At 70.4% G+C, this 13,552-nt stretch carries 11 protein-coding genes; 5 read left to right on the plus strand and 6 right to left on the minus strand.

Annotated features, from left to right (window positions below):
• Window positions 1–11: 11 nt before the first annotated feature.
• Entirely contained in the window at window positions 12–1,823 is a 1,812-nt protein-coding gene (locus HUT18_RS33030) for an IucA/IucC family siderophore biosynthesis protein (RefSeq protein ID WP_176104170.1), read from the minus strand.
• Between the two features lie 233 nt (window positions 1,824–2,056).
• Here HUT18_RS33030 and HUT18_RS33035 point away from each other — a divergent pair, with 233 nt between their 5' ends.
• Complete coding sequence (locus HUT18_RS33035) at window positions 2,057–3,562, plus strand: MFS transporter (RefSeq protein WP_176104171.1); 1,506 nt, start codon at window positions 2,057–2,059, stop codon at window positions 3,560–3,562.
• Here the strand turns inward: HUT18_RS33035 and HUT18_RS33040 are convergent.
• From HUT18_RS33040 to HUT18_RS33055, 4 genes are all read right to left on the minus strand, one after another.
• Window positions 3,550–5,607 (minus strand): iron ABC transporter permease, encoded by a 2,058-nt coding sequence (locus HUT18_RS33040; protein WP_176104172.1) that lies wholly within the window; start codon window positions 5,605–5,607, stop codon window positions 3,550–3,552. The genes HUT18_RS33035 and HUT18_RS33040 overlap by 13 nt on opposite strands.
• Window positions 5,607–6,599 carry an ABC transporter substrate-binding protein gene (locus tag HUT18_RS33045; protein WP_176104173.1) on the minus strand — a complete coding sequence of 331 codons (993 nt, stop codon included), beginning with the start codon at window positions 6,597–6,599 and terminating at the stop codon, window positions 5,607–5,609. Before HUT18_RS33045 ends, HUT18_RS33040 begins: the two co-directional genes overlap by 1 nt.
• Before the next feature lie 65 nt (window positions 6,600–6,664).
• The gene (locus HUT18_RS33050; protein WP_254878909.1) at window positions 6,665–7,450 is read right to left on the minus strand and encodes an ABC transporter ATP-binding protein; all 786 of its coding nucleotides are present in this window, start codon (window positions 7,448–7,450) and stop codon (window positions 6,665–6,667) included.
• A 320-nt stretch (window positions 7,451–7,770) separates the two neighbouring features.
• Window positions 7,771–8,223, minus strand: a complete 453-nt coding sequence (locus HUT18_RS33055; protein ID WP_176104175.1) for a VOC family protein — start codon at window positions 8,221–8,223, stop codon at window positions 7,771–7,773.
• A 275-nt stretch (window positions 8,224–8,498) separates the two neighbouring features.
• Here HUT18_RS33055 and HUT18_RS33060 point away from each other — a divergent pair, with 275 nt between their 5' ends.
• On the plus strand, window positions 8,499–10,001 hold the full coding sequence (locus HUT18_RS33060) for a SpoIIE family protein phosphatase (RefSeq protein ID WP_176104176.1): 1,503 nt from the start codon (window positions 8,499–8,501) through the stop codon (window positions 9,999–10,001).
• 106 nt (window positions 10,002–10,107) lie between these two features.
• Here the strand turns inward: HUT18_RS33060 and HUT18_RS33065 are convergent, their stop codons facing one another.
• Complete coding sequence (locus HUT18_RS33065; RefSeq protein ID WP_254878910.1) at window positions 10,108–10,605, minus strand: hypothetical protein; 498 nt, start codon at window positions 10,603–10,605, stop codon at window positions 10,108–10,110.
• A 184-nt stretch (window positions 10,606–10,789) separates the two neighbouring features.
• Here HUT18_RS33065 and HUT18_RS33070 point away from each other — a divergent pair, with 184 nt between their 5' ends.
• The 3 genes from HUT18_RS33070 (at window position 10,790) to HUT18_RS33080 (ending at window position 13,027) form a co-directional block, all read left to right on the plus strand.
• Entirely contained in the window at window positions 10,790–12,019 is a 1,230-nt protein-coding gene (locus tag HUT18_RS33070) for a hypothetical protein (RefSeq protein ID WP_176104177.1), read from the plus strand.
• 310 nt (window positions 12,020–12,329) lie between these two features.
• Window positions 12,330–12,755, plus strand: a complete 426-nt coding sequence (locus HUT18_RS33075; RefSeq protein WP_176104178.1) for a hypothetical protein — start codon at window positions 12,330–12,332, stop codon at window positions 12,753–12,755.
• Window positions 12,756–12,877: 122 nt separating this feature from the next.
• Window positions 12,878–13,027 carry a hypothetical protein gene (locus tag HUT18_RS33080; protein WP_176104179.1) on the plus strand — a complete coding sequence of 50 codons (150 nt, stop codon included), beginning with the start codon at window positions 12,878–12,880 and terminating at the stop codon, window positions 13,025–13,027.
• The last annotated feature ends 525 nt before the right edge of the window (window positions 13,028–13,552 follow it).

The following is a 13,552-nucleotide window of genomic DNA, read 5'->3' on the forward strand; positions in this document are numbered from 1 at the left end:
CGCCGGTCTCCTCAGCCTTCTGCGAGCGGATTGGGGTGCGTGCCGTTGGGGTACAGCGCGTGGCGCAGTGCGCGGTCGCCGTAGCGCGTGACCACGATCCGGTCGCGGTTGAGCCCGTAACGCGGGATCTCGGGGGTCAGCAGGTCGTACTCGGCGAAGCGCTCGGCCAGTTCCGGATTGCGCTTCTGGAAGTCGAGGATGGTCTGGCGGACCAGGGACCAGAAGGTCTTCTCCGGGACGCCCAACTGCTCGGCGCACAGCGGCGCGAGGTAGCGGAAGTGCCCGACGAACACCTGGTCCATCACGTGCTGCTTGATGATCGAGGGGTGCTTGCGCGGCAGTACGTGGTCGTGCCCGTCCGGCTCGGCGCCGCGCTCGGGCACGTCGGTGAAGGACACACAGACGTCGTCGACGAAGTCCTTCAGGTACAGGCGGACCGGCACGTTGTTCTCGTCGTAGCCGAGCAGGGTGTTCTGGCCGTGCGGGTTGAAGGTGACCCCGTACCGGTAGAGCACGTGCAGGATCGGTACCAGGAGGGTGTCGAACAGGCGCCGCAGCCACTCCTGCGGCTCGAGGCCCGAGGAGCGGACGAGCGCGGCCACGAAGGCGTCGCCGGTGTGGTCGACGTGCAGCAGCGAGGCGAAGGTGCGCACCCGCTCGTCGGCGTCCTTGCGGGCGGTGACCGAGTCGCGCCAGATGCAGCCCAGGGTCTCCAGGTGCTGGTACGGGGCGTCCGGGAGTTTGGTCAGGTAGGGGTGGCGCACCGTCACCGAGGCGACCTCGCCGAGGAAGACGGTGCGGCAGGTGTCGGTCAGGAACGGATCGCGCTCGACGAGTCCGCGCAGCCACTGGGTGACGACCGGCGCGCCCATCGTGCAGTGCGGCGGAATCCCGCGCCACACAAGGGTGTTGAGGATCTTCAGCGGGAGTTTGACGTCGTACCGGTCGGGGGTGCCGACGTTGGCCATGGTGCGGATCGACTGACCCGGAAGATAGGCGTCCTGGCTCTCGCCGAGCGGGATGATGCGCTGCTGGGCGATGTCCGCGGCGTGCAGGATCTGCACCGCGTGGTCCCACTGCCAGGGGTGCACCGGCATCCACACATAGCCCTGCGGGTCGGCTCCGGCGGCTTCCAGTACCGCGGTGAAGCGCGCCCGGGTGGACTCGTCCAACTCGCGGGCGAGGATGGCCTCTTCGGACAGTTCGGAGGTACCGCGGAACTCGGCGAGACCGCGGTGCACGGCCACCCACTGCAGGGTCAGCGGCTGGGCGGACTCGGGCGCGTAGCGGCGGACGTCGGTGGCCGAGAAGCCGATCCGGCCCTTGTTGGCGACCAGGAGGTTGTGGCCGGTCATCCGGCACTCCAGCTCGCTGTGGCCGAGGTCGAGCAGCTCGGCCACGGTCTCGCCGCCGTGGGTGATACGGGCGGCGTCGACGGCCAGCGTGGCGGAGAGTTCGGTGAAGTAGGTGGCCACGGTCGAGGGGTCGGTGCCCAGCGTCGAGGCCGCTTCAAGCAGGAACTGCTGTGCGTCCCAGGCCGGTTCGGCTATGGAGTTGCCCAACATGCTGGTCGCGGTACGGGTCAGGGACCTCGGGTCCACCCGCAGCCAGCCGAAGGCGCCCACGGTGGCTCTGAAGGCGTAGGAGGTGCCGCTGTCGAGGTCGATGCGGTAGCCGCCCTCGCCGGTGTCCACCGCCTTGAGCATGTCCTCGAAGCACCACTCTCCGACGGCCTTCGCAAGGAGCTGTTGGTTGGCTTCCCGCCAGGCCGCGGGAGTCACCTCCGACAGGTCGGGCACGGGGTGGTTCTGCGGGGTGGGCATCAGCGGCTCCGAAGTGTCGCGGTAGGCAAGGCTCCTGGGCCCGGTGACCAGGCCGAGGAGGAGTTTAGGTAAGGTTTACCTAACTCACAAGCCCATCTCGACGGGTTCCGGTGTGACGAGCGCTCAACTCGCCCCGTATGCGCACCTCGTGGCGGGTGCCGGAACCCCTCCGCTGTGATTAGGTTAACCTAACCAAACCTTTCTGGCACTCCCCATCCCCGAGGTGATCAGCGATGCCCGCCAGCCCGCACGCCGCACGCTGGACGTTCGCCCTGGTCAGTGCGGGCGGGGTCGTGATGACCCTCGATGTGACCGTGGTCAACGTCGCACTCGCCGCCATCGCCCGGGACTTCGACGCCGGACTCGACCGCGTGCAGTGGACCGTGTCGGCGTACTCGCTCGCCTTCGGGGCGCTGCTGCTCACCGCGGGCGCGCTCTCCGACCGCATAGGCCGCAGGGCCGTGTTCACCGCGGGCATGGTCCTGTTCACCCTCGCCTCGGCCGCCTGCGGACTGGCACCCGACGCGGGCACCCTCATCGTCGCCCGCGCGGCCCAAGGGCTCGGCGGATCCATGGTGTTCGCACCCGCGCTCGCCCTGATCGCCGCCGCCTACGAAGGCGCCCGTCGCCAGGCGGCGATCGCCTCCTTCGCCGCCATCGCCTCCGCGGCCGGAGCCCTCGGGCCGGTGGTCGGCGGCATCCTGGTGCAGACCCTGGGCTGGCGGTGGATCTTCCTCGTCAACGTGCCGATCGGCGTACTGGTCGTCGCGGGCGCACTGACCCGGATGCCCGAGTCCGCGGCGCCCGAACACCCGCGCCGCCTCGACCCGTTGGGCGCACTCCTCGCCGTCGGCGCCCTGCTCGCGCTGCACTACCCCCTGACCGTCGGCCCCGAGAAGGGCTGGACGTCACCCGGAGTGTTCCTGTCGGCCACGGCCGGACTCACCCTGGCCGCCGCCCTGGTGGCCAGCCAGCGCCGCCCGGACGGACTCATCGACATGGCCCTGCTGCGGATCCGCGCCCTGTCCGGCGCCGCGGTCCTGGGCTTCCTCGCCCGGATGACCTGCCTCGGCGTACTGGCCTTCGTCACCCTGTGGCTCCAGGCCACGCACGACTACTCACCGCTCGAAGTCGGCCTGCATCTGCTGCCGTTGACCGGCAGTGTGCTGGTCGCCGGGATGTTCGTGGCCCGGCTGCAGAAGCTCCACCCGCCACAGACACTGGTGGCGGCCGGCTTCGCCGCACAGGCCCTCGGACTGCTCGCTCTCGCGGCCGCCGCGGACGGCGGCCCGCTGCTGACGGCGACCGGCCTCGTCCTGCTCGGCTGCGGCAGCGCCGTCATCTTCCCGCCGTTGATGGGCGTCGCGGTGGGCGCCGTACCCGCCGACCGGGCAGGCATGGCCTCGGGCCTGACCAACGCCTGCTATCCGCTCGGCACGGCCACCGGGGTGGCCGTGTTCGGCGCCCTGTTCACCGCGCGCGTCGATGCCGGACTGAGCACCGCCGAGGGCGCGTCGGCCGCCCAAGAGGCCACCGGGACAGGGCAGTTCGGCGACATCGAGCCCAGCCTGCGGCCGGTTGCCCAGGAGGCGTTCACCGACGCCTTCACCGCCGTCTGTCTCGCCTCGGCGGCCCTGTGCCTGCTCGGCATGCTGGCCGCCCGCACACTGCGGCCGGTGCCCACGAGCGCGGACACGCCCGTGGGCCGCTCCCTGACCGGTACCGCTCAGGCGTCCTGATTGCGGCGCAGCAGCCACACCAGATACGGCGCACCGATCAGCGAGGTCACGATGCCCACCGGGATCTCGGTCGGCGCGATCAGCCAGCGCCCGAGCGCGTCCGAGGAGACCACGAGCACCGCACCGAGCACGGCTGCCATCGGCACCATCCGCGCGGCGCTGTTGCCGACGAGGCGGCGCGCCAGGTGCGGAGCGACCAGTCCGACGAAGCCGATCGCGCCCACCGCCGCAGCCGTACCGGACGCCAGCACGGCACCCGCACCGAGCACCAGCAGCCGTACGCGCCCAAGGCGCAGCCCGAGCGCGCGCGGCAGCTCGTCGCCAAGCGCCAGCATGTTCACCGGACGTGAGGCGAACACCAGGAGCACGGCGACCACCGCGGGCAGCACCAGCCAGTTCAGTGCGGTGTAATCACGGCCGTACGTACTGCCGTTGAGCCAGGTCAGTGCCGCGGAGATGTTCATCTGCGCGCCGACCACCATGATGTTGACCAGTGCCATCGCGGTGGCGCCCGCCCCGAGTCCGACGAGCACCACACGCGTCGGGTCCAGACCGCTGCGGCCGCCGCTCTTGGGGCCCCTGGCCACCAGGACGACCAGACTCAGCATCAGCACACCGCCGATCCCCGCCGCGAACGGCAGAGCGACCGCGGGAGCCGAGGGAACGACGAGGATGACCAGCATGGCCGCCACCGAGGCGCCACCGGTCACGCCCACCAGGCCCGGCTCGGCCAGCGGGTTGCGCACCACCGCCTGAACCGCCGATCCGGCGACCGCCAGACAGGCACCCGCCAGCGCCGCCACCAAAATGCGCGGCAGCCGGTACGAGAGGACCGCCTCGGTCATCGGGTCGCCCGAGCCGAACAGTGCCGTGCCCAACTGGCCCCAGCTGATGTGCACATCACCGATGCGCAGCCCGATCGCCATCGCGGCCGCCAGCGCGACAAGACCGGCGCCGATCGCCACCGTGTAGGCGGGCAGGTGCCGTTGACCGGCCACCGTCACCGCCGCACCACTGTCCGCGTCACCCGTGCTCACCCGGCGCGCCAGCGCCATGAACACCGGTCCGCCGATCAGCGCGGTGACCACGCCGACCGGGATCTCCGCGTACCCGGCCGACGGGGGCAGGGTCAGCTGGGCCGCCGCGTCCGCGGTGAGCACCAGGGCGGCGGACAGTACGGCCGCCAGCGGGATGAGCAACGCGTGCTTGCGAACGCCGAGTTGGCGCACCATGACCGGCGCGATGAGGCCGACGAAGCCGATCGGTCCGGCCAGCGAGACCGCCGAGGCCGAAAGCAGCACGGCGATCAGGAAGGCCGCCGGACGGATGCGCTCCACCCGCACGCCCATCGCCTGAGCGGTCTCGTCGCCCAGGCCCATCAGGTCGAGCGGCCGGGCGAGGAGCGGGGCGAGCAGAGCGCCGAAGAGCACCAACGCGCCGAGCGTCAACGGCCGTTCGAGGCCGGACTGCATCAGCGTGCCGTTGCCCCAGAAGAACAGCCCGCGGGTGGCCTGCACGTCGAGGATCTGCATCAGCTCGGCGGCCGACGTACCCGCGAGCGCGACGGTCGCACCGGCGAGCAGCACCCGGCCCGGCGTCAGAACGCCACCGCTGGTGAGCAGATACACGAGACCGATCGCGACCAGCCCGCCGAGGAAGGCCGCGCCGCCGGAGGGTATCGGACCGAGGTCCGCGCCGGTGAACGCGACGAGCACCACGGCGAAGTAGGCACCGGCGTTGACGCCCAGGGTGTCCGGGGCCGCCAGCGGATTGCGGGTCGCGCCCTGGATGAGCACCCCGGACACACCGAGGGCGACACCGACCACGAGCCCGGTGAGCGTACGCGGCAGCCGCGCACCGAGAAGCACGTCCTCGGTGTTCTGGTCGCCACTGCCCACCAGAACCCGCGCGATGTCGCCGATGCCCACGCCGGAGGCGCCGAGACCGAGATGGACGACGCCCACCAGGCACAGGACGAGGGACAGCCCGCCGCCCACGAGCAGAGCTCGTGGGCGGCGGCTGAGCACAGGAACCGAAGCGGTCATCAGACCTTGAGCGCCTTACCGGTCTCGTCGAGGATCTGCACCGCCGACAGCGGGCCGCCGAACAGCCAGGTGCCCGGGTCCAAAGCGCGGGTGCGGTCCTGCTTGACGAAACTCAGGTTCTTCCAGACCGGGTTGCCCGCCAGATCACCCGTGAAGGGGTTGTCGGCCTCACTGGCCACGTACAGGAACGTCGAGTCCTTCTCGACCTTCGTCAGGCCCTCCACACCGACGGTGGTCATGCCCCAGACGTCGGACTTGCCCTTCCAACCGTTCTTCAGACCCGCGAGGTTGAGCACCTGCGGGGCGAAGGCGTCGTCGGTGAGCATCCGGATCGAAGCGGTGCCGTTGGCGGTGAAGCCCTGCGCGAGCGCGTACTTCAGGCCCGCCTTGTCGGCCTTCGCCAGACGGGACTTGAGGTCGGCGGCCTTGGTGTCGATCTGTCCGATGACTTCCTTGGCCTTGTCCTCCTTGCCCACGGCCTTCGCGAGCTCGGTGAAGTTGTGCTTCATCGTCTCGAGCTGGGGCTTGGTGGTGTACTTGAACGACGCCACGGGGGCGATGCTCTTGAGCTGCTTGAGGTTCGACTTCGAGCGGTCGTCGTCGATCACGATCAGGTCGGGACGCAGCGCCCGGATCTTCTCCAGGCTCGGCTCGTTGCGGTCACCGACGTCGGTGACCTGCTTCGGAAGCTCGGCGCCCTTGGCGGTGATCCACGTGCCGTAGCCCTTGTTGTCGGCGCTGCCCACCGGCGTGACGCCGAGCGCCACGAGCTCCTCGGTGTAGGTCCACTCCAGGGCCACGACCTTCTTCGCGGGCTTGTCGAGGTGGACCGTACCGCGCTCGGTGTCGATCGCGATCTTGCCCTTGCCGGACTTGTCGCCCCCCGACTCGTCACCGGCGTCCCCGGCGGTGCCGCCTCCGCAGCCGACCGCGGCCAGCATGAGCGCGACGGCGGTGCCGCCCGTCGCGAGGGCGCGCAGCATTCTGTGCATGGTGGAGTTTCTCCCTTGTGCTGATGGTGAAGGACGGGTCGTACTTGGGGGGTTGGGGTGTTGGTTCAGGAGGCGGCGGCGGGCGCGGACCGCTGCGGGAAGCAGGCGAGGTAGCCGCTCTCGGGGTCGCGTACGACGTCGACCCGCAGCCCGAAGGCACGCTCGATGGTGTCCGGGGTGAGGATCTCCTCCGGCGTCCCGGAGGCCGTCACCGAGCCGTCGGAGACCACCACGACCTCGTCGGCGTACGCGGCCGCCTGCATCAGGTCGTGCAGGACGACGCCGCAGGCGATGTCGTGCTCACGGGCCAGTTTGCGGACCACGTCGAGCACCTCGAACTGGTGCCGCAGGTCCAGATACGTCGTGGGCTCGTCGAGCAGAAGTACACCCGCACGCTGGGCAAGTACCGTTGCCAGCCAGGCGCGTTGGCGCTCGCCGCCGGACAGTTCGTCGAGCCTGCGGTCGGCCAGCGGACCGGCGTCGGTGACCTCCAGCGCCCACTCGATCGAGGAGAGGTCCTCGTCGGTGTGCCGGGCGAACGCGCCCCGGTGGGCGTAGCGGCCGTGCCTGACCAGCTCACGGACCGTCACCCCGGCGGGTACCAGCGATGCCTGCGGAAGAAAGGCGAGTTCCTGCGAAAGGGACCGCCTGGAAAGCGAGTTGAGGGGACGGCCGTCGATCTGCACCTCGCCGCCGATCGGCGGGAGCAACCCCGCGACGGTGCGCAACAGGGTCGACTTGCCACAGCCGTTGGGCCCGACCAGAACGGTGATGGCACCGGCACGCAACGACACGTCGACCTGCTTGAGCACCGTCCGGCCCGCATGCCCGACCTCGAGCTCCTTCGCCACCAGACGAACGCCGCCCTTGGACACCACGTAACCTCCCCGCCTCGGACCGTCGGCGCCACCATACATTTTAGGTAAGCCAAACCTAATACCCGGGCCCGTGAATGTTCGATCCGTAACCGCGTTGAGACTTAGCGTCCCGGTCCGCGGCCACCGTCGCGGGGCTGTGCGATTCCGGCAAACCGAACGGGCCGCGGGGACCTGCGGCGATGCGTCGACGCCGAGGAGGCCCGACTCGCAGGCGAGCGGCGGCTGTCGGGCGGCAGGCAGAGTACGCGCTGCCGCCCGAAGTCACAACTCCCCATTGATTGGCGGTATTTGGCCTACGCGGCGCAGAACTCGTTGCCCTCCGGATCACGCATGATCCACCAGTGTCCGGCAGGGCCCTGGTCCACCTCACGGACCCGGGTCGCCCCCAGCGCTTCCAGTCGGGCCGCCAGCACTTCGAGGCCCCCCGCCTCGCCGTGGATGTCGATGTGCAGCCGGTTCTTGACGGACTTCTCCTCCGGTACGTCCTGGAAGAGCAGCCGTCGTCCGCCGCCGACCCCGCTCGTCGGGTCGAACGGGTCCTCGGGATGGCGGACCGCGGCATAGCCCCGGAAGGTCTTGCGCCCGTGGTGCTCCGCCACCGCGGCCTCGGGCAGCTGCCCGGCCGCGAGCAGCTGCTCGACGAGCGGGCTCGGGTCCTCCACCTCGTAGCCCAGCGCGGCGGCCCAGAAGTCCGCGAGGGTCGCCGCGTCCCTGCTGTCGATGACCAGCTTCCAGTTCAGTGCCATACGACCAGTCTGCCCGCGCCGCCTGCCCGCCACGACTCCGAGGAGAGCGGGCGGGACCGCGATCCGGGCAGGTCTCCGCCGCCGGCGCCGGGGGAGCGCTGCGCAGAGTGAAGGACGACGCACCCAGCGGGAGCACGGCCCGAAACAGGTCCGGGCTGGGCGTGCGGGTGAGGACGGTGGCGAGGGAGTATGGAGGGGCCGGTGCCGCGTATCCGGGTGCCCGGTGCGCGTCCGGTGCGGCAGCCCGACGGGGCCCGGAAGGAGAGCCCGTGGACATGGGTGCGACCGACCCCCTGGGGGCCGATCCCGGAGCGGGCCCCGCGCCCTCCGGGACCGGAGGCCTGCTCGATGAGCTGGGCGTGGCCGCGGTTGTCCTCGACGGCGAGGGGCGGATCCGGTTGTGGAGCCCCCAGGCCGAGGAACTCTTCGGATACACCCCCCAGGAGGCGCTCGGGGAGTACGCTGCCCCGCTGCTCGTCTTCGAGGAGCACCTGGAGCAGGTGCTCAACCTGTTCGCCCGCGTCATGGCCGGCGGAGGCATCTGGGCGGGCGCCTTCCCGGTGCGCCACAAGGACGGCAGCAGCCGCCTCGTCGAATTCCGCAACATGCGGCTGGAGGACCAGGAGGGAGCGGGCTACGCCCTGGGGCTGGCCACCGACCAGGCCACTCTGCGGCGCGTGGAGCGCGACCTCGCCCTGTCCACCCGACTGGTGTCGCAGTCGCCGATCGGACTCGCCGTCCTGGACACCGACCTCCGCTACATCTCGGTCAACCCCGCGGAGGAACGCATGAACGGCGTGCCCGCCGCCGAACACGTCGGGCGGCACGCGCACGAGATCATGCCCCAGGTCGACGCGTCCTTCGAGTCGGCGATGCGGAAAGTACTGGACACCGGGGTCTCCGTGATCGACCAGTACACGGTGGGCCGCACCCAAGCCGACCCGGACCACGACCACGCCTGGTCGGTCTCCTTCTACCGGCTCGAGGCGCCGAGCGGGAAGGTGCTGGGCGTGGCCACCCTGAGCGTGGACGTCACCGACCGGCATCGCGCCGCCGAGGAGCAGCGACGCACCGCCATCGCCCTCCAACGAGGCCTGTTGCCCCGGCCCACCCCGCGCCGCCCCGGCCTCGACATCGCGGTCCGCTACCGCCCCGCACAGGCCACCGTGGAGATCGGTGGCGACTGGTACGACGTCATCCCGCTCAGCGACGACAAGACCGCCCTTGTGATCGGCGACGTCATGGGCAGCGGTGTCGCCGCCGCGGCCACCATGGGCCAACTGCGCACCGCCACCCGCACGCTGGCCGATCTCGACCTGCCTCCCGAGGAGATCCTGCATCACCTCGACCGCATCACCGACGGTCTGGGCGAGGCCATCGCCACCTGCGTCTACGGCGTGTACGACCCGCACACCGCACAGTGCGACATCTCCGTCGCAGGCCATCTCCCGCCACTCCTGCACCACCGCGACGGCACCCGCGAACTGCTCGACCTGCCCACCGGCGCCCCCCTCGGCGGCTGCGGCGTCGACTTCCACACCACCCGCCTCGACATCCACCCCGGCGAACAGCTCATCCTCTACACCGACGGCCTCGTCGAAACCCGCGACCAGCCCATCGACGTCCGCCTCGCGGCCCTGCTCGACGCCCTCGACGATCCCACCCGGCCCCCCGAGGAGACCTGCGACCGGCTGCTGCACACCATGCGTCATCCCAGCGGTCACGACGATGTGGCGTTGCTGGTCGCGCGGACGGGGATGCCGAACTCTCAACCCTAAAGGTGAACTTGACCTTCACTCCGACTGTCACTCCGACTGTCGATCGCTCCCCGAGACCCGAGCCTCGACGTCTCTGGCACGGTCAGCGTCAGGAGCGAGGCAGCGGTCAGCACCCGATCCGTACGTCCTGAGGAGCGCTGCGCGGAAAGGCCCAGGTCCGGCCCGACGTGCTGACCGCCGTCACCGCTGTCTCGTCCAACACCACCTGGCCGAACGGGTCGGACCAGGCGCAGACCGCGATCCAGCACAGCGTCCGCACCGCGTCGTCCCGGGTCAGCGCCACCCACCCGAAGCTCCCGTGCGCGGCGGACTCACCGGCCAGAGCACGGTGCCCGTCCCGTACGTCGGAGGCGAGCACGGAGTCGACGTCCACCCAGTCCCGGGTCGTCCAGGAGGTGGCGCGCAGGCACTCGTGCCACTGCCACCGCTCGTCGCGCGGGTCCTCGGCCCCTCCGGGCGGACCGAGACGCACCAGCTCCATCACGGCCAGCGACCCGTCCGCGAACAGCACGCAGTCGTACCCCGGCGCCTCCCGTGCCTGCCATCTGCGGTGCACTTCGGGCGAGTTGGGGGTGATGTTGTCCGTGTTCATGTACGGGTTCATGTCCGTGATCGTGGCACGACGGAGGGGTGCCGACCCGCTGCCGAGCCGGGACAGGCCGGGCCCGGCGGAGTCGGCCCGGGGAGGACTGGCAAGTCGAGTCCGCTGAGAAGGCGATTCGCAGGTTGTGGCGATCCTGTTGCCGCGATGCGAGGTGGCCGTTGGCCTGCCTGGCGACACTGTCCTCATGTCTGACCACGTCAAGCGTTTGCCGGCGGGCGTCGCCCCCGCGGAGGTCCGCTCCTGGCCCGTGACGGCGGCCGAGCAGTGGCGGGATGCCGTGCCGCGAGGGGTTCTCGCGCCGGGGCCGGGGGCCTGGACGCTGGCCGCGGCGACCGGGGTGTTCTGGGTGATGACGTGGCACGACGTGACGGCGTTGCCGTCGTCGACGGTGTGGAGCGTGTACGGCGAGGTCGTCCTGCTCGGCCTGTTGCCTTTGTGGTACCGGTACTTGCCCGGTGCCGCCGCACTCGCCGCTGCCGTGCTCCCCGTCAACTCCCTTCTCTTCCTCATCACTTACGACACCACGGCCGAGGACCGGGTGCGGCATCTGCTCGAACTGGCAGTGGCCGTCTACGCGTTCACCGGAGCCTGGACCCGACTGCGTGCCCGTCGCCGTCAACGGACCCTCTTCCGGTCCGCAGCGGGTGCCGCCACCCACCCGCTGCCCGCGCAGTCCGCCCTCGCCGGTCGCCGCCGATACGCCATGTGGTGGGCACTGTCCGGAGGCGGGCTCTGCCTGATCGCCGCCGCGCTGCTCCTGTACGGCCTCAACCGTGACCTGGCCGCCCACGGCACCGACTCCCCGTACAACGCGTTCAACGAGCAGGGATATGCACTCGTGTGCCTCATGGCCGGAACACCGTTGCTGGGGAGGGGAGTTGGTGTGTGGTGGGCGCTGCGGCGGCTCGCCTCGGGCAGCCGGCCCGTCCTGGTGATCGGTGTGCGCGTCTCGGAGGTGGGCTTCCACTGGCTGTACCCGAACGCGGTCACCACCACTGCCGGGCCGCTGGCCGCGCGTTCCCGCTGGAGTACCGGCAGAACCTGGGGCAGGCAACCGCTCGTCGGTGGCGCGGAGGAGAGCCTGCGCAAGGCCCACCGCGATGTCGACGCTCGCCGGGAGCCGTACGAGGCGCTCCTGTACGGCGAGGCATACGAGGGAGCGGAGATCCTGCTGCGGTCCGCCGTCTACAACCAAGCGGGCAACCGCATCGTCTCCGACTACGTCGTGGCCGGACTGCTGCCCAACCGCCCGCCCCAAGCGCGCCCTTGGCACCCCGCCGTGGGCTCACACCGCCTGGACGTCCGGGCGAGTCAGGCCGCGGAACGCGAGAAGCGCGCCGAACGAGAGCGGACGGGCTCCACGGGCGGAGGGTGCGGGGGCTGCGGCAACTCGTGTGGCGGCTGCGGAGATTGACCGCGTCGGACGTCTAGGCGTAGGCGAACGGGCACGTATTCGACTTCGACCGGTACGGGGACGGGCCGGGTGCCGGTGCGACGGGTACGGCCCCGAGCCGCTGCCGGCGTACATCCACCCGAACCTCCGCCCAAGGGCAGAGACCCGCGCCACGCCGTCGTCTCGAATCCCTTGGTCGGGCGAGGTGTTGGTGGGTAAGGATGGGCCCACCCCCGCCTCGGCTGCGTGGCGTTGTCGCTGGGGTGCGCGTCCTCTTCCGCGCACCGTGGTGCCGCCGGGCTGCTGTTCTGCACTGTTCAGGAGTCCGGTTGTGTCCGACCGTAGCGACATCGTCGTAGCCGCCTCGTGCCCACCACTCACTCGCCGCGGTCTGCTCGGCGAACGCGGCACTCCCGGCGAGGGTCAGATCCTCGGTGACCCTGTCGACTGCGCCGGCCTCGGCGCTTTCCCCGTGGCCGATGACCCCAACTGTGCGCAGGTGTATGTGCAGTTGCCCGGCCGCAGCGCGCTGATCCGGGCGCTCACCGCGCCGCGTCAGGGGATGGGAAAGTACTCCGCGGATTCGGCCGCTTTCCTGGTCGACGAGTTGTGCGACGACGTACGGCGTGCGACGGCCGCGCTCCAACGGGCCGCCCTGGAAAGGGGCGTACGGACCGACGGAGCTTCTCCCGGCCGCTTCCTGACCGACGTGATCGACTTGATAGACCCCGACGCGATGGTGCACGAGATCGGCTGAGGCGCGGAGACGGGACGCAAGGAAGGAAGGGCCGCCCGAAGCGTGGACTGGCCCGCCGCTGTGTCGGCGCAGCGCCCTAACGTGGGTACGTCGGGTGGGGATTCGGCACCAGGGGGAGTGGCGTGGTGCAGTGGGTGTGGGCGGGACTCGTTCCGGTCGGCGTGCTCGGGGTGGGCGCCGGTGTGTTCTGGGTGTGGGCCCGGATGGGCACCGACAGGCCGGTGGAGCACCACAGTTCGATGCCGACGGAGTATGTGCCACCCGAGGGCTGAGCGCGCGACGGCCGAAAGTGCAGCCCAGGCGGAGAACGGCGCCTTGACATCGATGACCGCGAACGCGGGGGAGCGGTATCCGGACGGAGTCCCGGACCGGTGCGCCGCGTCTCGGCGCACTGTGTGAACCCGCCGCACAGCAGTCCACGGCAGGTGACCAGGCGCTCATGTGCGATGGCGCACGGTGAGGGCTCCACGCGTGTAGGTGCCAACAGCCTTGGGCGGCAGTCTCGTTGGAGCGAACTCGAACTGTCCGTCACGGGCTCACCCCTCGGGTGCGCCGATGTATGGCGTGTGCACACCCGGTGAACCCGGCCATGGCGCCGCAATTTTTGAACGTACTGCTGCCAATTTTCCGGCCAGTTTTTCGCGGGTTTACTGTCGGATTTGTTGCCGGATGCAGTGCCTGGTTGGCGTTGGGGCGTTCATGGGTGTTGAATCCATGACTATTGCCTGCCGTTGACTCAAACGTTGAAGACAAGTGCCGGTTTCGGCGCAAGGATCTTGGCGGTGCGTCTGGACGGG

The organism is Streptomyces sp. NA04227 (genome assembly GCF_013364195.1).
Classification (GTDB): domain Bacteria; phylum Actinomycetota; class Actinomycetes; order Streptomycetales; family Streptomycetaceae; genus Streptomyces.

What these genes read in the sequence shown, in the direction of transcription:
- HUT18_RS33045 (WP_176104173.1), bottom strand. Translation starts at nt 6,599, where the DNA reads ATGCACAGAATGCTGCGCGCCCTCGCGACGGGCGGCACCGCCGTCGCG.
- HUT18_RS33060 (WP_176104176.1), top strand. Translation starts at nt 8,499, where the DNA reads ATGGGTGCGACCGACCCCCTGGGGGCCGATCCCGGAGCGGGCCCCGCG.
- HUT18_RS33035 (WP_176104171.1), top strand. Translation starts at nt 2,057, where the DNA reads ATGCCCGCCAGCCCGCACGCCGCACGCTGGACGTTCGCCCTGGTCAGT.
- HUT18_RS33065 (WP_254878910.1), bottom strand. Translation starts at nt 10,605, where the DNA reads ATGAACCCGTACATGAACACGGACAACATCACCCCCAACTCGCCCGAA.
- HUT18_RS33070 (WP_176104177.1), top strand. Translation starts at nt 10,790, where the DNA reads ATGTCTGACCACGTCAAGCGTTTGCCGGCGGGCGTCGCCCCCGCGGAG.
- HUT18_RS33055 (WP_176104175.1), bottom strand. Translation starts at nt 8,223, where the DNA reads ATGGCACTGAACTGGAAGCTGGTCATCGACAGCAGGGACGCGGCGACC.
- HUT18_RS33030 (WP_176104170.1), bottom strand. Translation starts at nt 1,823, where the DNA reads ATGCCCACCCCGCAGAACCACCCCGTGCCCGACCTGTCGGAGGTGACT.
- HUT18_RS33040 (WP_176104172.1), bottom strand. Translation starts at nt 5,607, where the DNA reads ATGACCGCTTCGGTTCCTGTGCTCAGCCGCCGCCCACGAGCTCTGCTC.